We start from the raw sequence: 20,034 nt of genomic DNA, 5'->3' as shown, positions 1-20,034 counted from the left end.
CGCCTAGCAGGCTCGAGCCGGCCATTTCAACGCGCACGATTGGCCATCAGCTCGACGACCCAGTCGATGAACACACGAAGCTTGGCGCTGACGTGTCGGTTGGGTGGGAACGCGATGTACATCGGCATCGGGTCCAGTTGCCAGTCATCGAACAGCTGCACCAGCTCACCGCGCGCCAGGGGCTCTTCGGCCATGTAGTCCGGCAGCCAGAACACGCCCATGCCGGCCAGGCCGGCGGCCAGGTAGGCATTGCCGTCGTCCACTGACAGCGTGTAGCGGCCCTGGACCAGGAGGCGTTCGTCTGCGCGATGCATGGCATAAGGGAACACCTTGCCGGTGCGTGCCCAGAGGAAGCCGACCACCCGATGGTGGGTGTTTTCCAGCTCTGATGGGCTTACCGGAGTGCCGGCACGCTCCAGGTAGCGAGGCGCCGCGTAGACGCCCAATTGCAGATCACCGATGTGCCGCGCCATCAACGACAGGTCAGTCAACTCGCCACCGCGTACCACGCAATCGACATTTTCGTCGATCAGGTCGATCTTGCGGTCGCTCACGCCCAGATCGAGCTGAATCTCGGGAAACCGGGCGTGGAACGCCGGCAATGCCGGAATGAGGATCAGCCGAGCGAAAGGACTGGGCACATCCACCCGCAGCCGCCCTCTGGGTGAACTCGAGGCGCTGGAAAGACTGGTTTCCGCATCGTCCAGGTCCGCCAGCAAGCGAACGACGCGCTCGTAGTAGGCGACGCCATCGGCCGTCACGTTGACCTTGCGTGTGGTCCGATTGAGCAATCTGACACGCAGCCTTGCCTCGAGCTGCTGCACCAGTTGAGTAACGCTGGTCTTGCTCAGGTGCAACGTCTCGGCGGCTTTGGTGAAGCTCCCCGTTTCGACCACACGCACAAAAGCCTGCATAGCAACGAAGCGGTCCATGTCGCCTCCAACGTCGATTGTTTGGAATTCAGAAACAGTCCTGACCAGACTCGCGAGTTTATCCGCGCAGCCTCGCCTTCTACAGTCTCTTCACCCAAAGCACGGGTCCACCATCTACGAGGAGACAACCATGCCAGTCCGTGACGTCGTATTTCCCGCCGGCCGCCAGGCACTGTACGAAAAGAACCGCTACTCGCCCGCGATCCGCTCCAATGGCTTCCTGTTCGTATCCGGACAGGTCGGCAGCCGCGAGGACGGCTCGCCCGAGCCCGACCTCAAGGCGCAGGTGAGGCTGGCCTTCGCGAACCTGAACGCCATCCTCAAGGAGGCCGGATGCACCTTCGACGATGTGATTGATGTCACCGCTTTCATCGTCGATCCACACACTCATTTCGAAACCATATGGCCCGTCGTGCATGAGCTCTGGGGCGACGCGCCCTACCCCACGCTGACCGGCATCGGCGTGACCTGGCTTTACGGCTTCCAGTTCGAGATCAAGGTGATTGCGAAACTGCCTGAATCGGCTGCAGCGTGAGCCGAGGCACGAAGGGCGCTGTTCGAATCGGCCAGCGCGTTGCTTCGCTGGCGGTTCGAGCGGGTCTATGCTCAACGGCAGCCGGGCGGTCTACCGACACGCCCGATCCCGAGCAACCCCTACGCCCGAGTGCTATCCATGCAATTGATTTACGCCCCTGCGTCGCCCTTCGCCCGAAAAGTTCGCGTGCTCGCGCTCGAGACCGGCCTCGGGTCCCGGCTGGAACTGGTCGAGACCGCCGTGCTGCCGGTAACCCTCAATGAGCGCGTCAACACCGCCAACCCGCTGGGGAAGATCCCGGTGCTGATGACTGACGACGGTGAGGCCCTGTTCGACAGCCGTGTGATCTGCGAGTACCTCGACAGCCTGCACGATCGGTCGAAGCTGTTTCCGGCTGACCCGGCCAAGCGCTGGAAAACGCTGCGGCTTGCCGCGCTGGCCGATGGGTTGATGGAGGCAGCCGTGCTGACGCGCTACGAACAGGTCGCACGCCCAGCCGAACGACGCTGGGACGACTGGATTGACGGTCAGCTGGGCAAGGTCCGTCGGGCCCTGCGCGCCCTGGAAGACGATACCGAGTCGTTGCAAGGTGCGCTGGACGTCGCCCAGATTGGCGTCGCTTGCGCCTTGGGTTACCTGGACTTTCGCTTCGCCGAGCTGAACTGGCGAAACGAATTCACCCGGCTGGTGGCCTTCCAGGATGAATTTTCGCAACGCGAATCGATGCGGCTCACCGAGCCCGCATAAGGTGCGCGTATCGCATCAGCGCGGTGCCCTGTAGATGCGATCGCGAAACGGCGCTGCGCACCCCACCGGCAAAGCGCTTTTCACCCGAACTAGCCAGGGCCCTAGGCCTCGGCTAGTTCGACCCGCTGAACCGCACAGCGGGTTCATTCGCGAGCAAGCTCGCTCCGGCTCATTGCTCAGCCGTTCAGTACGCCATCGACCAGCGCCTTGGCCTCGTCCTGGATACGCTTGAGGTGCGTCTCGCCTTCGAAGCTTTCGGCGTAGATCTTGTAGACGTCCTCGGTACCGGACGGCCGCGCCGCGAACCAGCCGTTGTCGGTCACGACCTTGAGCCCGCCGATGGCGGCGCCGTTACCTGGCGCCTCGGTGAGAATCTGGGTAATGGGCCGGCCGGCCAGCTCGGCCGCTGTGACCTGGGAAGCGGACAGCTTGCCCAACTTCGCCTTCTGCTCGCGATTTGCCGGGGCATCGATACGCTGGTAGACCGGCGCGCCGAAACGCTCGGTCAGCGCCTTGTAGCGCTCGCCCGGGTCCTTGCCGGTGACGGCGGTGATTTCCGCAGCCAGCAGCCCGAGGATAAGGCCGTCCTTGTCGGTGGACCAGGCACCGCCCTGCTTACGCAGGAAGGACGCGCCCGCGGATTCCTCGCCGCCGAAGCCGAGGCTGCCATCCATCAAACCATCGACGAACCACTTGAAGCCCACCGGCACCTCGACCACCCGGCGATCGATGCCGGCCGCAACGCGATCGATCATCGAGGACGACACGAGGGTCTTGCCGATGCCAGCACCCGCGCTCCATTCCGGGCGATGGGTGAACAGGTATTCGATGGCGACGGCCAGGTAATGGTTGGGGTTCAGCAGGCCAACCGACCGTGCAACGATGCCGTGGCGATCATGGTCGGTGTCGCAGGCGAAGGAGACGTCGAAGCGGTCCTTGTTCTCGATCAGCCCCGCCATGGCATGCGGCGAGCTGCAATCCATGCGGATCTTGCCATCCCAGTCCAGGCGCATGAAGCGGAACGTCGGGTCGACGCGGGTCGAGAGCACTTCGAGCGGCAGGCTGTAGCGCTCGGCGATGCGCGTCCAGTAATGCACACCGGCCCCACCGAGCGGGTCGACGCCGAACTTCAGCCCGCTGTTGCGGATCGCCTCGAGGTCGATGACCTGCTCCAGCCCACCGACATAGTGCTCGATGAAGTCGAAGCGCTGGGTGGTCGAAGCGTTCAATGCCTGGGCGTAGTCGATCCGCTGGACGCCCTCGAGCCCGGCGGCCAGCAGCGCGTTGGCGCGCTCCTGGATCCACTTCGTCACGCCGGTATCGGCCGGGCCGCCGTTGGTGGGGTTGTACTTGAAACCGCCATCGGCCGGCGGATTGTGCGACGGCGTGATGACGATACCGTCGGCCAGGCCACTGTGGCGGCCAGCGTTGTATTCGAGGATGGCGTTGGAAATCGCCGGGGTCGGCGTGTAGCCGGGCTCGCCGTTGGTTTCGGGGCAACCGGCATCGATACGCGTCTCGACACCATTGGCCGCGAGCACTTCGAGCGCCGAGACAAAGGCCGGTTCGGACAGCGCGTGCGTGTCCATGCCGACGAAGAGCGGGCCGTTGATGCCCTGCGCCCGGCGGTAATCACAGATCGCCTGGGTGGTGGCGAGGATGTGCCACTCGTTGAAGCTCGTCTTCAGCGAGGAGCCGCGGTGGCCGGACGTGCCGAACGCGACCTGCTGGGCCGGGTCGGACACATCCGGTCGCTCGCTGTAATAGCGCGAGATCAGGCGCGGGACGTTGGTCAGGCTGTGTTCGTCGGGGAGGCGTCCTGCGTTGAGGTCGGTGCTCATCAGTCGTTCCTGTGATGGGTCATGAAATCGCCTCGTGCGCCAATACGCACCGCAGGCCAGCGAGCGACCAAGACGGGGCGAGGTCGTTGTCTAGGCGCTTCGACCCCCTTCCCTCGGGCTTTGGTTCCCCAACCGTGTGCAAGCAATCGGGCGGCCGCATGATAAAGCCTTCGCACCACCCGGCGAAGCGATTCGAAACCGCGATCGATCAGAGCAACAGGCTGCTCCAGGCCGAAACGAGCAGCAGCAGCGCCATGCCTCGGTTGAAGCGCCGCACCGCGCTGGCCGTGCGCAGCACACCGACCGCGCCGCGACCCAACGCGGCCCAGCCCGCCAGGCATGGCACCGCAACGAAAAAGAACAGCAATGCGTAGACCGCATAGCCGGCAACCCCACCCTCGGCGGTGGTGAACACGCCGACCACGGCAAAAGCCATCATCCAGGTCTTCGGATTGATCAGCTGCAGGCCGGCGCCACCCCAGGCGCCGATGCGCAGGCCGCTTGCTTCGGCGTCGAGCGCCTCGCCCGCGCTGCGCCACAGTTTCCAGGCCAGCACGGATATCCAGGCGACGCCGAGCCAGGCCATGCCTTGCTGAACGCCGGGCAGGCGCAACACGATTTCGCCCAGCCCCAGGCCGACCAGCAACACGATGGCCGCCGCACTGGCGCACGCTCCGAGCACCAGCGGGACTGCCGCGCGCCAGCCGAATCGCGCGCTGTTGCTGAGCACCAGCATGTTGGTCGGCCCGGGTGTAATCGAGGCGACGAAGGCGAACAGGACGAAGGGCATGAACTGGCTCATGACCGCGCCTCGACAGTCAGGCGGGTCCGTTGCAGGGGGGACGGGAATGGCATGGCGGCAGCTCCGGGTGAAGAAGACGCTGCCAGCTTGCGAGCAGATCGTTCAGCGGTCTGGAAGGTTTGAGCACTGTCTGCGGTACGCCGCCGGGCTCAAGCCATACGCACGCCGAAACCACCGGCCCAGATGGCTCTGGTCGGCGAACCCCAGCTCACTGGCGACGCTCGCCGGCGCGAGCCCCTGGCGCAGCAGCTTGCGCGCCAGGCTCAGGCGCAGCTGCACGAGGTACGCATGCGGCGCAAGGCCGAAGGAGGCCTTGAAGGCGCGGGACAGGCGAAAACGATCCACCCCGGCGACAACCGCCAGCTCGTCCAGGCCCACGTCCTGGTCGAGGTGCGCATGGAGATAGTCCCTCGCCTTGATCGCTGCGGCCGGCAGACGAGGGGTCGTCTCGAGTCGCCGCCGCCAGCGCATCCGGCTGGACAAGGTTTCCAGCAGCGCATCGAGCGCGGCGTGCCGGACAATGCGCATCTCACCGTGATAAAGCGCCTGGAGCGCGTTGGCAATGCGAAGCGCCAGGTCAGGCTCGCTTGTGAGGGTCTCGGCGAAGGTGGGCAGGCAGTCCTCGGGGACTTCGTCGCAGAGGCTTTGCAACTGCGACTTCAGCCAGTGCGGTTGCAGATAGAGCGTCGAATAGGTGAAGCCTCCGGGCGACGGCGCCAGACCGTCGTGGATTTCGCCAGGCTCGAGCAGGAAGACCTGCCCGGGCAGGCTGTTGTGCAGCGTCTTGCGGCAGTTGAACTGCTGCACGCCCTGCTCGGTGAAGCCGACGAGATAGCTGTCATGCCAATGCGGGTCGTAGGCATGCCCTTCGAAATGAGCGCGGATGATCTCGATCCCGGTCTCGGCATCCAGCTTCAGGTCGATCCAGCTGTCGTTGCTCATGCCACAAACGCCCCTGCATGCCGTTCGCAGTGTGGGTGAATGGCCATCTCGGCCGTGGCGCTCAGTGTCATGCAATGCAGGGTGGGTTTTCTAGAACGTCTGTGCAGCGGGTGCATATGGATCGGTCGCGGCGCCACGGCCAATCCGCGCGAACCGCCCGTCGGAAGCGACTCGCAGGTCGGGCTAACACGCCGATACAGCACGTACTGCCGGCCACCAGGCTGCACGGAACCGCAGGCGCGCGAAGCCCTGTCCATGCTGCCAGGCCTGCCGCCCCTTCGAGCCTGACGATTTGCCTCCATGACACAGACCGCAACGAATCCCCATCACGAGACGGCGGGCTATACCGCCATGACCCGCAAAGCGTCGCTCAGCTTCATCGCCGTGATCGCCGCGCTGTTCATCACCGCCGCGCTGGCGCTGGTGTACCTGTGCCTCGCGCTGGACGAGCGGCAGGTGCGCCACAGCGAGGCGGACGCCGCCAAGGCCATGCAGAGCCGCCTGGACAAGATCGAAACCGCGTTGGTCGATTACGCCTTCTGGGAGGACGCCTATGAGTTCATGGGCGAGCGTCTCGACCTGGCCTGGGCGTACGATCGCAACAACATCGGGCCCTCGCTGCACACCACCTACGAACTGGACGGCGTCTTCGTGCTCGGGCCCGATGGCCGGACGCGCTACGGCCTGATCGACGGCGAGCTGACCGAAGTCGCGGCCGACAACTGGATTGCCGGCGACCTTCCCGCCCTGCTGGCCAATGCGCGTCAGGGCTCGGTGGAGGACGCCGTGGCGCGTGCCTATTTTTCCGTCACGGGCATGCCCGCGGTCGTATCCGCGGCGGTGATCCGGCCGGACAGCAGTTATGTGGAATTCGACCGACTGTCCTATCTCGTCTACGTCGATGTCTTGACCGACACGAAGATGAAGGCCATCGACCAGGCCTTCGACCTCGCCGGCCTCAAGGCCAGCCTGGGCGAGCGGCCTGACGCACCCGAGCCGAAGCTGACGCTGCGCCCGGAACTGGGCATGAGCCTGACGCTGCAATGGCGGAGCGAGGAGCTGGGCAAGACGCTGCTGATGAAGTTCCTGCCCATGCTGCTGGTGCTCGGCCTGCTGGTCGCCGTGCTGGTTGGCTGGCTGCGGGGCCGAATCGCCCGCGCCGCGAGCATGATCGACGCGGCTCAGCAGGCGCTGCGCATCAGCGAGCAGCGTTTTCGAAACATCTCCGAAGCCTCATCCGACTGGATCTGGGAAGCCGATGCGCAGCAACGCCTGACCTACCTGTCCGAACGCTTCACGCAGGTGACCGGCCTGGCACGCGAGGCCTGGCTGGGGCGCCCGCTGGCCGAACTGCTTAACTACGACACGCATCTGCTTGCCAGCCATGCCGAGCCCGGCGGGCTAGCCGGTCGCAAACCCCTGCCCTGCTCGATGCACGACAGCCGCGGCACGCAGCGCTACGGCCAGCTCTCGGCCCGCGCGGTCCTGGCAGGCGACACGCTGGAAGGCTACCTGGGCACTGTCTGTGACATCACCGAGGAAATCGAAGCCAAGGCGCGCATCGAGCACATTAGCCAGCACGACGCCTTGACGGGCCTGGCCAACCGCCACCGCCTCAATCACTACCTCAACGCCCGCCTGAACGAAGGTGTGAGCGGCGACCGCCCCATGTTCCTGCTGGCACTGGATCTCGATCGCTTCAAGCCGATCAACGACACCCTGGGTCATGCCGCCGGCGACCTGGTCCTGCGGGAAGTGGCGAATGCCCTTACGGCGTGCACGCGCTCGACCAACCTGGTGGCGCGACTCGGCGGCGACGAGTTCATCGTGGCCGCGACCGATTGCCGGACCCACGAACAAGCCGAGCGGCTGTGCGAGCGGCTGATCGAGCAGATCAACCAACCGATCCGCATCGGCGCCAACGATGTCAGCGTCGGCGCCAGCATCGGTATCGTCGCTGCGCCCTACGACGGGCTGACCGCCGAGGACCTGCTGCGCTATGCCGACATCGCGCTCTACGAGGCCAAATCCAACGGGCGCAACCTGTACAAGTTCTACGAACCGGCGATGAACGAGCGAATCATGGAGCGTCGCCAATTGGAAATGGACATGCGCCAGGCCCTGCGCCGCCGCGAGTTCCGCCTCGATTTCCAGCCCCGCTACGATGCCGCTTCCCAGACCATCGTCGGCGCCGAAGCCCTGGTGCGCTGGCAACACCCGAGCAGAGGCCTGCTCAGCCCGGGTGTGTTCATACCGCTGGCGGAAGAGACCGGCCTGATCGTCGAGCTCAGCGATTGGGTACTCAACGAAGCCTGCCTGAACGCCCTGTGCTGGGGGCCCGAGCTGATGGTGTCGGTGAACCTGTCGCCGGTCGAGTTCCAGCGCAGCGATCTGGTCGACCGCGTGGGCGCGGTACTCGAGCAGACCGGTATCGCACCGTCGCGTCTGGAACTGGAGATCACCGAGAGCGTCATGCTGGAAGACGCCGCCTCGGCCCTGACCACCATGAACCGGCTCAAGGCACTCGGGATCCGCCTGTCGATGGACGATTTCGGCACGGGCTATTCCTCGCTCAGCTACCTGCGCAGTTATCCGTTCGACGGCATCAAGATCGACCGCAGCTTCATCGCCGGGCTCGACCAGTCCGACAGCAGCGAAGCGATCGTCAACGCCATTGTCAGCATGGGCCACGCCCTCTCGCTCACGGTCACGGCCGAAGGCATCGAGACGGTCGCCCAGCTCGGCAAACTGACCGACCTCGCCTGCGATCAGGCTCAAGGTTTCTATCTTGGCCGACCAATGGCGCCACTGCTTTTTCAGCAAGTGCTTCGTGACTCGAACGGCGTGGAGCCGGAAGGGACGCTAGCCTTCGCTGGCGAATGACTCCGAGCTGTAGGGGCGATTCATTCGCCCCTATAGGGCAGCACCGATTTGTAGGGGCGAACTTGTTCGCCCACAGGGCACCGAGCCAGCTGAACGGGTCGGAACACCGCGGCATCCTGTGGCTGCTCGGCAGATTGCCTGTATTCCGCGCCTCCGAACCGGCCGAGCCTCCGAGCCGGGCGAATGAATTCGCCCCTACAGGGCAGCACCGACTTGTAGGGGCGAACTTGTTCGCCCACAGGGCAACGAGCCAGCTGAACGGGTCGGAACACCGCGGCATCCTGTGGCTGCTCGGCAGATTGCCTGTATTCCGCGCCTCCGAACCGGCCGAGCCTCCGAGCCGGGCGAATGAATTCGCCCCTACAGGGCAGCACCGACTTGTAGGGGCGAACTTGTTCGCCCACAGGGTAACGAGCCAGCTGAACGCGTCGGAACGCCGCGGCATCCTGTGATTGCTCGGCAGCTGTCTGTATCCCGCGCCTCCGAACCGGCCGAGCCGCCGAGCCGGGCGAATGAATTCGCCCCTACAGGGCAGCACCGACTCGTAGGGGCGAACTTGTTCGCGCACAGGGTAACGAGGCAGCTGAACGGGTCGGAACACCGCGGCATCGCACCACTTGAAACAGTTGTCGCCATCCACCGCATCCCACCCGTGCAAGGTGTTCAGCCAAACGCCGCTCTCAGCTTGCCTGGCGATCGATGATGTAGTCGCCCAGCTTGGCCAACGGCATCGGTTGGGCGAACAGGTACCCCTGGGCCTCGTCGCAATCCGAGCGCAATAATTGGCGCAGCATGTCGGCATCCTCCACCCCTTCGGCGACGACGCGCATGCCCAGCGAATGGCACATCTCGGTGACGGCGCGGATGAAGTCCAGGCAGCCGTCGGCTTTCGGCGTGGGGCAGAGAAAGGCCCGGTCCAGCTTGACCACGTCGATCGGATACTGCCGCAGGTAGGCGATGCCAGCGTAGCCGGTACCGAAATCATCGATGGCGAGCCTGACGCCAATGTCGCCAAGCTCGCGAAGCAGCTGCTGCGAGGTGTCCGTGTCCTCGATCAGGCCGGACTCGGTCAGTTCCAGCTCGAGCCGGTGGGTGTCCATGCCGGCCGCCTGCAGCGCCTGGCGTACTTCGCCGCAAAGCGTGGGCGACCGGAGCTGTACGGGCGAGACGTTCACCGATAGCACCAGGTCGGTGCCGAGACGGTCGATCAGGCGCTGAACGTCCTCGCAGGCCTGGCGCAGCACCCAATTGCCGATCTTGCAGATCAGCCCGGTCGTCTCGGCGATCGGGATGAACACATTCGGCGGCACCAGCCCCTTGCTCGGGTGATTCCAGCGAATCAAGGCCTCCACGCCACAGGGCGAGTCATCGTCCAGGCAGATGCGGGGCTGGTAGTGCAGCACGAATTCACCCCGCTCCAGGGCTTCACGCAGGTCGAGCTCGAGCGCCATACGGTTCTTGGTTTCCACGCTCATTTCCGCGGAGAAGAACTGCATGCGCGTGCCGCCGGCGTCCTTGGCGCGGTACATGGCGATATCGGCGTGCTGCAGCAGCTCGTCGATGCGCGTATCGGGCGTGGGATACAGGCACATACCCATCGATGCCGAGGGGTAATAGCGCGTACCAAGCACGTCGCAGGGCACCTGAATGGCGCGCATCAGATCGGTGGCAATACGCTCGGCCGAGGCCATGCCGTCGGGCAGATGCGCGACCACGACGAATTCGTCTCCACCCAGCCGCGCCACCAGGTCACCCGACGGGAGCGCTTCGCGCAGGCGGTGGGCGATCTGCACCAGCAGGACGTCTCCGTAGCCGTGGCCCATGGAGTCGTTCACCTCTTTGAAGCGGTCCAGGTCGATGAGCATGATCATCAGCTGCTGGCCGTCGGGGATGAAGTTGACCAGCTCGCGCAAATGATCGTTGAGGTAGGTGCGATTGGGCAGGCCCGTGAGGGCATCGTGGGTCGCCATGTGACTGAGGCGCTGCTCGGCCTGTCTGCGATCGGTGATGTCGGTGAGCCCACCGGACCATTCCTTCATCTCGCCCTGCTCGTCGAAGATCGGCACCGCGTGGCCGGTCATGTGCCGGTACTCGCCATCGGCGCGGCGCACCCGGTATTCGGCTCGCTTGTTCGTCCGCACCTTGCGCATATCGTCGACGAAGGCCTGCACCTCGGGCAGGTCGTCTGGATGCACCGCCTGCAGCCAGCCCTTGCCGCGGGCCTGTTCGAACGTCTGACCGGTGAAGTCGCACCAGTCAGGTTGCGGCTCGATGATGTCCACGTCCGGGCTGGCCGACCAGACCAGGCTGTTGGTGGCCTTGACCAACCCACGGAACCGACGCTCGTTGACGGCCATTCGGCGTTCGACGCTGGCCCGGGCGCGATTGGCCCGATCCCGCTGCACCACCAGCGCAGCGGTGTTGGCGAGCAGCGTGATGCCCTGCTGCTCCTCGGCCGATGGTGCCGCCGGCAGGCGGCTGTAGCACGCCAGCGTACCCATCACCTCGCCCTCGACGGACCGGATCGGCGTCGACCAGCAGGCATGCAACCCATGTTCGAGCGCGACGGAACGGTAGCGAACCCAATGCGGGTCGCGGGCAAGGTCAGTCGCCGCGAACGGCTTTCCCGTGCGCACCGCCATCCCGCAGCTGGTTTCCCCGGCGTTGGCGTCGAGACCGTCCAGCGCGGCGACGAAGATTGGCGGCAGGCGCGACGCTTCGACGAAACGCAGCTTGCCGTCCTCATCCAGGCGCATGATCGCGGCCTGCACCACGCCGGCAAATTGGCTCTGCGCGGAGCCGGTCAGTTCCGCCAGCACCTGCCCCAGCGGAGCGCCGGCAACGGCCAGCTCCAACGCGCGCATCTGGCCATGAGCGATGGCCTCGGCGCGGCGGCAATCGGTGATGTCCTGGCTGATGAAGTGCAACGCACGCAACTCCGGGTGCGCCGTGGACCAACCGGCGACGCTGACCCGCTGCACCCCACGCTCACCGACCAGTACACGGCACTCGAAGCGCACTTCCTCGCCGGTCGACAGCGCAATGGCGACCTGCTCGGCCACCTCGTCGCGGTCATCGGGATGGATGTGTTCCAGGAACTCGGTCAAGGAGGTACTGCCCAGCGAGCACGCATCGAGCGCATGAGTGACGGTCTCGACCGCCCTCTGTGCATCATTCAGCGAGTCATCGAGCTCGACGTACCACTCCAGCAGGCCGGCCGATTGCAGCGTAAAGGCCAGGCGGGATTGGAGATCGGGTTGGGCCATCTGGGTTCTCCAATGGGGCTGGAACGATCGGGGCCTCAGCTAAGACCCCGCCCGCAGCCCGGCGTTTCAGCCGCGACCGGCGCCTCAGCGCTGCTCGCCGAGCGCCTCGCCCAGACAACGACGAAACAGCTGCTGCACCGGTAGCTGGCGCACGCCGTGGCGACGCACCAGCACCAGCTCGCGATGAAAGGTGTGACTGCCGAGCGACAGCACGCGGACCCGCGGCGGTCCCTCCAGCCAGAGCCCTGCGCGCGGCACCAGCGCCACGCCGAGCCCGCTCTCGACCATCTTGACGATGGCATCGAGCTCGTCGAGCTCCAGTCCCGGGCGCGGGTCGAGCCGGTGTTTGCGCAGGAACTGGGTCACCTGTCGCCCGCCGAACGAAGTGCGGTCATAACGCACGAACGGCTGCTCAGAGAGGAGCACAAACGGGTCGTCACCGACCGTATCGAGCGGCGCGATCAGTACGAACGGCTCGCGCTGCACCCGCTCGGCGTGCAGCTCCTTGGGTAACGCGAACGGCGGGCGGATCATCACCGCCAGATCGATTTCACCGGCATCCACCTGCGCCAGGAGGTTCAGCGAAACGCCAGGCACCAGCTTCGGCGCGACACCCGGCGCCTGATCGAGCAGACGCAGCAGGACAGCTGGCAGCAGGCCAGTCTGCACCGTGCCGATGGCACCGATTCGCAGCTCTCCGCGGTAGTCATCCAGCGACTCGGGCTGGCCCATCAACGTGAAGGTCTCGATGATCTGCTCGGCCAGCGGCACCGCCCGTTGCCCGGCGGCATTCAGATGCGCCGAGCGCCCGGTTCGATCGAATAGACGAAGGCCCAGTGCGGCTTCCAGGTTCTTGATCTGCGCGCTGACCGCGGACTGGGTGAGGCCGATGCTGTTGCCTGCGGCGGCGAAACTGCCACACCTGGCGATGACGAGGAAGGTCTTCAGTTCACGGATCATGGACGGCTCATTGATCGAAATTTTCGAGGCTCGCGGCAAAAGATATCCGCTGTTGCGGGGTGCGACAAACCGTCAAGATGGCCCGCACGGCCCCACTGAAGAAGGATGCCCCGATGAGCCTGTCCCCCTTTCACCTTGCGATTCCCGTTTACGACTTGCCGGCCGCGCGCCGCTTCTATGGCGAGGTCTTCGGCCTGCCTGAAGGCCGCTCCTCCGAGCATTGGGTCGACTTCGACTTCTACGGACACCAGTTGGTGATCCACGAGCACCCGCGAACTGCATCCCAGGAGGCCGCGCACACCAACGCCGTGGATGGCCACGACGTACCCGTACCGCATTTCGGCATCGTGCTCAGCTGGCCCGAGTGGGAAGCCCTGGCCGAACGCCTGCGCGCACGGAATACGGCCTTCGTCATCGAGCCGTATGTACGTTTTCAGGGCCAGGTCGGCGAGCAGGCGACGATGTTCCTGTTCGATCCCTGTGGCAACGCGCTGGAATTCAAGGCCTTCAAGGACATGAGCCAGCTATTCGCCAAATGAGCATCACCGACCGCCGGGTAGCGTGAGCGGGCAGCACGACGCGCCTCCGGCGGCCAACCTCGCGCCCCGGTCAGTCGCGCCACATGCGCGCCGCCGATTTTTCTACTCCTCCCGCACCACTCGCCTTCGAGCGACCCGATGCCGGACAATGCGCGGCTCCCTTCGTCCCGGAGCGTTTCATGGACACTCGCAAGCCGCTCGATCTGCCCGCAGTCAGCCTGATGCTCATGCTTTGCCTGATCTGGAGCATGCAGCAGATCGCGCTGAAGGCGACCGCGGCGGATTTTTCCCCGGTCCTGCAGATCGCACTGCGTTCGGGTGTCGGCGCCCTGCTCGTCGTAACGCTCATGGCCATGCGCCGGGAGCGGTTGACCGTTGCCGAGGGCGTCTGGAAGGTCGGCTGCTTGGCCGGCGCGCTGTTCGCGCTGGAGTTTCTCCTGGTCGGTGAAGCCGTACGGCACACCTCGGCCGGGCATGTCGTGGTGTTCCTCTACACCGCGCCGGTGTTCGCGGCGCTGGGCCTGCACTGGAAACTGCCGAACGAGCGCCTCGCGCCGTTGCAATGGTTCGGTGTCGGCCTGGCGTTCGTCGGGATTGCGGTCGCCTTCATGCGCGGTGCCGACAAGGGCGGTGAATTCAGTGGCGTGCTCTGGGGTGACTTCCTGGCGCTGCTCGGCGGTGCTGCCTGGGGTTCGACCACGGTTTTGATCCGCACCACCCGCCTGTCCTCGCTACCGGCCACCCAGACGTTGCTGTACCAATTGCTGACGGGCTTCGCGCTGCTGTTGCCGGTGGCCCTGCTGACCGGCCACACCACCTTCAATCCAACGCCCCTGGTGTGGCTGAGCCTGGGCTTCCAGTCACTGGTGGTCAGCTTCGCCAGCTTTTTGCTCTGGTTCAGCCTGTTGCGCCGCTACCTGGCGTCACGCCTCGGCGTGCTGTCGTTTCTCACGCCCTTGTTCGGCGTGGCGCTCGGTGCCTGGCTATTGGCCGAGCCCATCGAGCCTGGCTTCGTGACGGGCGCCGTCATGGCCTTGTGCGGCATCGTGCTGGTCAGCGGCTACGGCTGGATCAGCACGATCATCAAACGAGGCGACTCGACGAGCAGGCGCTAAACAAAACCGTCGACGTACCGATAACCCGGCATGCCAAGCGCGACCTGCCCTCCCAGACAGCGTACCGCGCGACTCCGGGTCGATCAGGCGCATGCCGCGTTTCGTGGCAGCCTCGAGCGGCCACCCACTGCAAACGGAAGCCCTCACCGTGCAAGTCATCGATAACCGTGCGCTGATCAACGATGCACTCAGCCAGTCCGCAACGCTGACCGGCGGCCGCTTCGACCACCGCTACTGGTTGAGCAAAGTGACGGACGTGAACCTGCTGATCATCTCCAAACCCGAGGTGCTCTTCGATCTGTCGGTCAAGGTCTACATCCCGATCGCCGGGGGCCAGTCCACGCCCTGGAGCTATGGCGACGGCTGGTTCAACTGGCACTTCCTCGGCAGCAAGGCGGCGATGGTCACCATCGCCCGGGAGATCCTGACCATCGCCATGCGCAATCAGAAGAGCAAGTCGCCGATGCTGCAGGCCTGGCTCGCCGCGCTGGTGTCGTTCAAGCACAGCGACCAGACCATCGCCGTCCTCGAGCCCGAAACGCGCCAGGACATGGCTGGCCGCTAATCGGCTTGCGGAGTCTGGCCTAACAACACCCGGCACATCCGTCTGGCCGAACGAAATCAAGCCTGCGGGCGCTGCCGTCCAAACCCGTCAGTAGGGGCGGATTCATCCGCCCAACGGCGTACAGCCCAGCACGCGGCTGGGCCAATCCCCTCAGTGCGCCGCTGCCTCGCGGCTACCCAGCGCCGCCTCCTCGTAATCCAGTTCGCGCAACAGCGTCTGCAGCATCTGCTCGTCGATCAGGTGGCGCTTGCGCATCCGGTACATTTCCTTGCGCTGCACCGCGATGGCCTGCAGCCGGATATCGCGCTCCAGCGCACGCGTCTGCCGTGCCTGGTTCACCCGGTCGTGGTGGTTCATCAGCGCTTCGATGTCGTGCCGGTAGGACTCGGTTACCCGCGCGGTCACCTCACTGTGCAGCAACGCCTTGTCGGGATCGTCCACCGGGTTGGCCTGTTTCCAGTTCTCCAGCCAACCGACAGCGGCCTGGGCTGCAATTCGCCGCGCCTTTTGCAGCTCTTCTTCATGCTGCTCGAAGTCGTTGTTGGGCAACTGCTTGAGGAAGTACGGAATGCCGAGCGCTCCGACCAGCAAAGACAGGATGATCACCGCCGCGGCGAGAAAGATCATCAGGTCGCGCCCAGGGAACGGGGTGTCGCCAATCATCAGCGGGATCGACAGCACACCCGCCAGCGTGATCGCGCCGCGCACGCCGGCCACCGCACTCAAGGCCGAAAACAACCGTAATGGCTTGTCCTCGACCGGCTTGCCACGCATGCGCCTTACCCGCGCTTCGCCCCAGTGATAGGCGTAGACGAAGGCGAAACGCACCAGCAGCAGCAAACCCATGATTGCCAGCGCGCTGAAGATCAGCATCGGCATCCGATAGGTTTCGTGCCCCGCCGCCTCCCAGACGCGCTCGACGATGCGCGGGAACTGCAAGCCCAGCAGCAGGAACACCAGGCCGTTGAAGCTGAAGTCGAGCATTTCCCAGATGCTGCGGTTGAGGATGCGGGTGGTGGTTTTCACCGGCAGCATGTCGATACGGCTCTGCACCATGCCGGCCGCGACGGCCGAGAGAATACCGGACATGCCCGCATGCTCGGCGAGAAAGAACGCCGCGAAGGGCAACAGCAGAATCATGACCACGTAGGTCGAGGGGTCGAACAGATCGCGCGACGTCATCCATTGCTTGGCCTTGCCCACCGCCCAGCTCAGACCCGCGCCGATGGCCAGGCCGCCCAGCGCGATCACGAAGAATTCGCCTGTCACCGTGAGCAGCGAGAAGCTGCCGGTGATCGCCGCGGCCAGCGCGAACTTGAAGGACACCAGGCCCGTGGCGTCATTCATCATCGCCTCGCCTTCGAGCTGGTGCGCCATGTGCCGTGGCAGGCGCCCCTGGGCGATGGCGATCACCGCCAGCGCATCGGTCGGCGACAGGATGGCCGCCAGTGCGAAGCTCGCGCCCAGCGGAATGGCCGGTAGCAGCCAGTGAATGAAATAGCCCACCACGACCAGGATGATCAGCACCAGCACCAGCGACATGGCCGTCATCTCGGCGCCGTGCTCGGTGAACTCACGCTTGGGAATCTTCCAGCCGTCGTAGAACAGCAGCGGCGGGATGAACAGCAGCATGAAGATCTCCGGCCGCAGCTCGACGCCCATGCCGAAGGGCGGAAGCGCCAGCACCGTCCCCATGATGATCTGCAGGATCGGCAGGGGCAGCGGCACGATGTTGGCGAGAATGCGGCTGGCGCCGACGGCGAGCAACAACAGGAAGATCAGGTAAAGCGTTTCCATGAGGCGGATGCGTCTCTGCGAGGGAGTGGCCTGTTACATGAGCGATGTAACAAAAAGTATAGCCAGAGGTTTTGATATAGCCGGCTCATTCGTCAGATCACTACGGCCTAACGTGATCCGGACCGGAAAAGCCTGATCCACAGACGTTGCATCCAGACGAACCCGTCACCGTCACGACGCGAAATACCCCCCTCTTGGCCTGCCGCTCGTCGGCTGTCCAGCCGTCCAGACATCATGTGCGGCGGCGCGGACAACGAAGCGTGCTGCTGTCATCTGTACTGGACATCGCGCGCAGCACGACTTGCGGTGAGCCGTGCGCGGTGCCTGCGAGCCAGAGCCGCCGGGTTTCGCTGGATCGACCAGCCATCGGTCGCGGGCTCGGACGGCCTGCACCTGGCACATCTTTGGCTGTTATCGGCCAAGTGGCACGCGCCACCCCCACAACAACAAGAAGGATGCCCCCATGACCCTACCCCGCCCGTCCAAGGCCCCGAAACCCCTGCCCTGCCGCCGCTGGCTGGCCCTCTCCGCGTTGGCATTGCTGACAGCCGAACCCGCCCTGGCCGCGACCTGCAGCGGGCTGACCGGAGCCCGCGTGCCCGCCAGCGCCATCGCCCTGCCCACCTCCGGTGCCCGTGTCACTGCGGCAACTGCCGTTCCGGGTGACGCGAGCGCCGGCCCCTATTGCGACGTCAGCGTCGAGATCGCACCGGTCGATCCGTCGGCCCCACCCATCCGGATGCGCATTGCCCTGCCCGAGCAATGGAACGGCAAGGCCATGATGTTTGGCGGCGGTGGTTACAACGGCACGGTGCCGAACGTGGCCGGTAACGTCCCAGCCGGGCCGGTCGACCAACCGACACCACTGGGCCGCGGCTATGCGGTGTTCGGCAGCGATTCGGGGCATCCGGCCAACCCGGTCAACCCCGGCGATTTCGCCTGGAACGAAGAAGCGCTGGCGAACTATGCACACGATGCATTGAAGAAGACCCGCGACACCGCCATGCAACTGATCCAGCGCCGCTACGGCAGCCAGCCGACGCGCAGCTACTTCGCCGGTGGCTCGACCGGTGGGCGCGAGGCCCTGGCGGTGGTCCAGCAATGGCCGACCGACTTCCAGGGCGCCATCGTGCTCTATCCTGCCTACAACGCCGCCGCGCTCGATCTGCAGTTCGGGCGCATCACGCGCGCATTTGCCCAACCCGGCGCCTTTCCCAGCCTGCAGAAGCGCGCCGCGCTGCTCGAAGCCGCGATGCAGGCATGCGACGGACTCGACGGCGTGCGCGACCGGGTTATCAGCCATCAGGCCGCCTGCAATGCCCGCTTCGACCCGGCCAGGGCGAGGCTCAACGGCCGTCCGCTACGCTGCCCCGGCGGCGCGGATATGGGCGATGCCTGCCTGTCCGATGCGCAGATCGCTGCACTGAAGGTTTTCGATACGCCGATCCGCTTCAGCCAGCCGCTGGCCAGCGGCGAAACCGGCTACCCCGGCTTCAATACCTGGGGCACCGACCTCGGACGTCCCGGCGAGGGCCTGCAACTGGTGGTCAACCGCCTGGGCCTCAACACGCTGCAACCGGACTACCCGATGCCCGTGCACGGCACCGGCTTCGCCGAGGGCGCGCCCTACCATTCCGGCTTCTGGGACGAATGGGTACGCTACTTCGTGACACGCAACCCGGCGTTCAACTCGTTGACCCTCGACCCGACACGGCTGGGCCCCTGGCAAGCACGCGTCGACGCGCTGTCCCTGCGCCAGGACGTCAACCGGACCGATCTCTCGGCCTTTGCCGACAACGGCGGCAAGATCCTCATGGCGCACGGCACGTCCGACCAGCTCGTCAGCACCCGCGCCACCGCCGACTACTACCGGCGCGTGCAACGCGACATGGGCGAGGGCCAGACCCGACGCTTCATGCGCTATTACGAGATTCCCGGCTATGCCCATGCCGCAAGCACGGTGTTCAACGCCGCCTGGGATTCGCTCAGCGCGCTGGAAGATTGGGTAGAGCGCGGTATCGCACCCCGTCGCCAGGTGGTGACCGACAGCGTCGCGGTGCCCGGCCGCACCCGGCCACTGTGCGAATACCCACGCTGGCCGCTCTATCGCGGCAAAGGCGACGTGGACCAGGCCCGCAGCTTCATCTGCGTGAACAGTTACCGAGACACCCACTGAGGAGAAAAGCAGGCGACCGGATAGAGCCGGTCGCGTGCTCTTTTTAGCCCTTGAGGAACGCCAGCACAGGCTGGGTGAAGCCGTCGCCCTGTTCGACATTGGACAGGTGCGCGGCTTCCAGCTCGATCAGTTGCGCGCCTGCGATGCGCTGCTGCATGAAGCGCCCGTGCTCAGGGGTCGTGACCGGATCATGGCTGCCGCAGACGATCAGCGTTGGCACCGCAACGGCACCCAGCTGTTCGCGGAAATCGGCATCGCGCACCGCACCGCAGTTGGCCGCGTAACCCTCCGGCGAGGTGCTGGCAATCATCTCGGTGATTCGAGTCACCTGTTCAGGCTGGCGCTCGGCGAAGCCAGGCGTGAACCAGCGCGAGATGGACGCATCGCGCATGTCGCGCATGGCCTGTTGGCCGCCCTTGAGCACGGTATCGATGCGATCGTTCCAGACCTCGTCGGTCCCGATCTTCGCGCCGGTGTTGCACACCACCAGCCGCGTCAGCCGCGCGCCGGCGTTGATGCCCAGCCATTGGCCGATCAGCCCGCCCATGGAGAGGCCGCAAAAGGCGAAGCGATCGAACCCGAGCGCATCGACCATCGCCAGCACGTCGCGGCCGAGCTGCTCGATCGAATAGGGTCCGGGCGTGACCGACGAGCGACCATGGCCACGGGTGTCGTAGCGCAGCACCCGAAAGTGTTCGGTGAAGGCTGGCAGCTGGGCATCCCACATGCCCAGCTGAGTGCCCAGCGAGTTGGAAAGCACCAGGACCGGCGCATCGACCGGGCCGTCGAGGCGGTAATTGAGTTCGCAGTCGGCGAGTTTGACGCTGGGCATGCCCACTCCTTCTTGAATATGAAAATGCCGCCAGGCGAACCGGACGGCCTGGCGATCAGAGGCAAGCAAAGGTCGGAACCGGGCGACGCGCAAGCCCCGCCC

The 20,034-nt window shown here is 65.3% G+C and carries 15 protein-coding genes; 7 read left to right on the top strand and 8 right to left on the bottom strand.

Features of this window, described 5'->3' with window-relative positions:
* Positions 1-26: 26 nt before the first annotated feature.
* Positions 27-932 (bottom strand): LysR family transcriptional regulator, encoded by a 906-nt coding sequence (locus MST27_RS06635; protein ID WP_243605217.1) that lies wholly within the window; start codon positions 930-932, stop codon positions 27-29.
* A gap of 130 nt (positions 933-1,062) precedes the next feature.
* Between MST27_RS06635 and MST27_RS06630 the strand changes: the two genes are divergently transcribed.
* Both MST27_RS06630 and MST27_RS06625 read left to right on the top strand, forming a co-directional pair.
* Positions 1,063-1,467, top strand: coding sequence for a RidA family protein (locus MST27_RS06630; RefSeq protein ID WP_243605216.1), 405 nt, complete (start codon positions 1,063-1,065; stop codon positions 1,465-1,467).
* Positions 1,468-1,605: 138 nt separating this feature from the next.
* The gene (locus MST27_RS06625; protein WP_243605215.1) at positions 1,606-2,214 is read left to right on the top strand and encodes a glutathione S-transferase N-terminal domain-containing protein; all 609 of its coding nucleotides are present in this window, start codon (positions 1,606-1,608) and stop codon (positions 2,212-2,214) included.
* A 176-nt stretch (positions 2,215-2,390) separates the two neighbouring features.
* Here MST27_RS06625 and pgm read toward each other — a convergent pair whose 3' ends face one another.
* From pgm to MST27_RS06610, 3 genes are all read right to left on the bottom strand, one after another.
* Entirely contained in the window at positions 2,391-4,055 is a 1,665-nt protein-coding gene (gene pgm / locus MST27_RS06620) for a phosphoglucomutase (alpha-D-glucose-1,6-bisphosphate-dependent) (RefSeq protein ID WP_243605214.1), read from the bottom strand.
* Between the two features lie 208 nt (positions 4,056-4,263).
* Positions 4,264-4,857 carry a LysE family translocator gene (locus tag MST27_RS06615; protein WP_243605213.1) on the bottom strand — a complete coding sequence of 198 codons (594 nt, stop codon included), beginning with the start codon at positions 4,855-4,857 and terminating at the stop codon, positions 4,264-4,266.
* A 102-nt stretch (positions 4,858-4,959) separates the two neighbouring features.
* Complete coding sequence (locus MST27_RS06610) at positions 4,960-5,799, bottom strand: AraC family transcriptional regulator (RefSeq protein WP_243605212.1); 840 nt, start codon at positions 5,797-5,799, stop codon at positions 4,960-4,962.
* A 300-nt stretch (positions 5,800-6,099) separates the two neighbouring features.
* On the opposite strand from MST27_RS06610, the gene MST27_RS06605 reads away from it, so the two are divergent.
* Positions 6,100-8,682 (top strand): bifunctional diguanylate cyclase/phosphodiesterase, encoded by a 2,583-nt coding sequence (locus tag MST27_RS06605; protein ID WP_243605211.1) that lies wholly within the window; start codon positions 6,100-6,102, stop codon positions 8,680-8,682.
* Between the two features lie 680 nt (positions 8,683-9,362).
* Here MST27_RS06605 and MST27_RS06600 read toward each other — a convergent pair.
* Together MST27_RS06600 and MST27_RS06595 are read right to left on the bottom strand one after the other, a co-directional pair.
* Complete coding sequence (locus MST27_RS06600; RefSeq protein WP_243605210.1) at positions 9,363-11,948, bottom strand: EAL domain-containing protein; 2,586 nt, start codon at positions 11,946-11,948, stop codon at positions 9,363-9,365.
* An 84-nt stretch (positions 11,949-12,032) separates the two neighbouring features.
* Positions 12,033-12,908, bottom strand: coding sequence for a LysR family transcriptional regulator (locus tag MST27_RS06595; protein WP_243605209.1), 876 nt, complete (start codon positions 12,906-12,908; stop codon positions 12,033-12,035).
* A gap of 113 nt (positions 12,909-13,021) precedes the next feature.
* Here MST27_RS06595 and MST27_RS06590 point away from each other — a divergent pair, with 113 nt between their 5' ends.
* The 3 genes from MST27_RS06590 to MST27_RS06580 all read left to right on the top strand — a co-directional run bounded on the left by MST27_RS06590 (position 13,022) and on the right by MST27_RS06580 (position 15,127).
* Positions 13,022-13,447 carry a VOC family protein gene (locus tag MST27_RS06590; RefSeq protein WP_243605208.1) on the top strand — a complete coding sequence of 142 codons (426 nt, stop codon included), beginning with the start codon at positions 13,022-13,024 and terminating at the stop codon, positions 13,445-13,447.
* A gap of 179 nt (positions 13,448-13,626) precedes the next feature.
* Entirely contained in the window at positions 13,627-14,562 is a 936-nt protein-coding gene (locus MST27_RS06585) for a DMT family transporter (protein ID WP_243605207.1), read from the top strand.
* A gap of 148 nt (positions 14,563-14,710) precedes the next feature.
* Positions 14,711-15,127: a hypothetical protein gene (locus MST27_RS06580; protein WP_243605206.1), complete on the top strand. Its 417-nt coding sequence runs from the start codon at positions 14,711-14,713 to the stop codon at positions 15,125-15,127.
* Positions 15,128-15,277: 150 nt separating this feature from the next.
* Here the strand turns inward: MST27_RS06580 and MST27_RS06575 are convergent, their stop codons facing one another.
* Positions 15,278-16,924, bottom strand: coding sequence for a Na+/H+ antiporter (locus MST27_RS06575; protein ID WP_243605205.1), 1,647 nt, complete (start codon positions 16,922-16,924; stop codon positions 15,278-15,280).
* A gap of 463 nt (positions 16,925-17,387) precedes the next feature.
* On the opposite strand from MST27_RS06575, the gene MST27_RS06570 reads away from it, so the two are divergent.
* Positions 17,388-19,100 carry a tannase/feruloyl esterase family alpha/beta hydrolase gene (locus MST27_RS06570; protein WP_243605204.1) on the top strand — a complete coding sequence of 571 codons (1,713 nt, stop codon included), beginning with the start codon at positions 17,388-17,390 and terminating at the stop codon, positions 19,098-19,100.
* A 43-nt stretch (positions 19,101-19,143) separates the two neighbouring features.
* Here the strand turns inward: MST27_RS06570 and pcaD are convergent, their stop codons facing one another.
* The gene (gene pcaD, locus MST27_RS06565; protein WP_243605203.1) at positions 19,144-19,932 is read right to left on the bottom strand and encodes a 3-oxoadipate enol-lactonase; all 789 of its coding nucleotides are present in this window, start codon (positions 19,930-19,932) and stop codon (positions 19,144-19,146) included.
* Positions 19,933-20,034: the final 102 nt, after the last annotated feature.

The organism is Stutzerimonas marianensis (genome assembly GCF_022810315.1).
In the GTDB taxonomy this organism is placed as follows: Bacteria; Pseudomonadota; Gammaproteobacteria; order Pseudomonadales; family Pseudomonadaceae; genus Stutzerimonas; species Stutzerimonas marianensis.
Note: the sequence above shows the minus strand (reverse complement) of the source record. Positions and strands in the feature narration are given on the sequence as shown.

What these genes read in the sequence shown, in the direction of transcription:
- pgm (WP_243605214.1), bottom strand. Translation starts at nt 4,055, where the DNA reads ATGAGCACCGACCTCAACGCAGGACGCCTCCCCGACGAACACAGCCTG.
- MST27_RS06615 (WP_243605213.1), bottom strand. Translation starts at nt 4,857, where the DNA reads ATGAGCCAGTTCATGCCCTTCGTCCTGTTCGCCTTCGTCGCCTCGATT.
- MST27_RS06575 (WP_243605205.1), bottom strand. Translation starts at nt 16,924, where the DNA reads ATGGAAACGCTTTACCTGATCTTCCTGTTGTTGCTCGCCGTCGGCGCC.
- MST27_RS06605 (WP_243605211.1), top strand. Translation starts at nt 6,100, where the DNA reads ATGACACAGACCGCAACGAATCCCCATCACGAGACGGCGGGCTATACC.
- MST27_RS06630 (WP_243605216.1), top strand. Translation starts at nt 1,063, where the DNA reads ATGCCAGTCCGTGACGTCGTATTTCCCGCCGGCCGCCAGGCACTGTAC.
- pcaD (WP_243605203.1), bottom strand. Translation starts at nt 19,932, where the DNA reads ATGCCCAGCGTCAAACTCGCCGACTGCGAACTCAATTACCGCCTCGAC.
- MST27_RS06570 (WP_243605204.1), top strand. Translation starts at nt 17,388, where the DNA reads ATGACCCTACCCCGCCCGTCCAAGGCCCCGAAACCCCTGCCCTGCCGC.
- MST27_RS06595 (WP_243605209.1), bottom strand. Translation starts at nt 12,908, where the DNA reads ATGATCCGTGAACTGAAGACCTTCCTCGTCATCGCCAGGTGTGGCAGT.
- MST27_RS06585 (WP_243605207.1), top strand. Translation starts at nt 13,627, where the DNA reads ATGGACACTCGCAAGCCGCTCGATCTGCCCGCAGTCAGCCTGATGCTC.
- MST27_RS06635 (WP_243605217.1), bottom strand. Translation starts at nt 932, where the DNA reads ATGGACCGCTTCGTTGCTATGCAGGCTTTTGTGCGTGTGGTCGAAACG.
- MST27_RS06625 (WP_243605215.1), top strand. Translation starts at nt 1,606, where the DNA reads ATGCAATTGATTTACGCCCCTGCGTCGCCCTTCGCCCGAAAAGTTCGC.
- MST27_RS06610 (WP_243605212.1), bottom strand. Translation starts at nt 5,799, where the DNA reads ATGAGCAACGACAGCTGGATCGACCTGAAGCTGGATGCCGAGACCGGG.
- MST27_RS06600 (WP_243605210.1), bottom strand. Translation starts at nt 11,948, where the DNA reads ATGGCCCAACCCGATCTCCAATCCCGCCTGGCCTTTACGCTGCAATCG.
- MST27_RS06590 (WP_243605208.1), top strand. Translation starts at nt 13,022, where the DNA reads ATGAGCCTGTCCCCCTTTCACCTTGCGATTCCCGTTTACGACTTGCCG.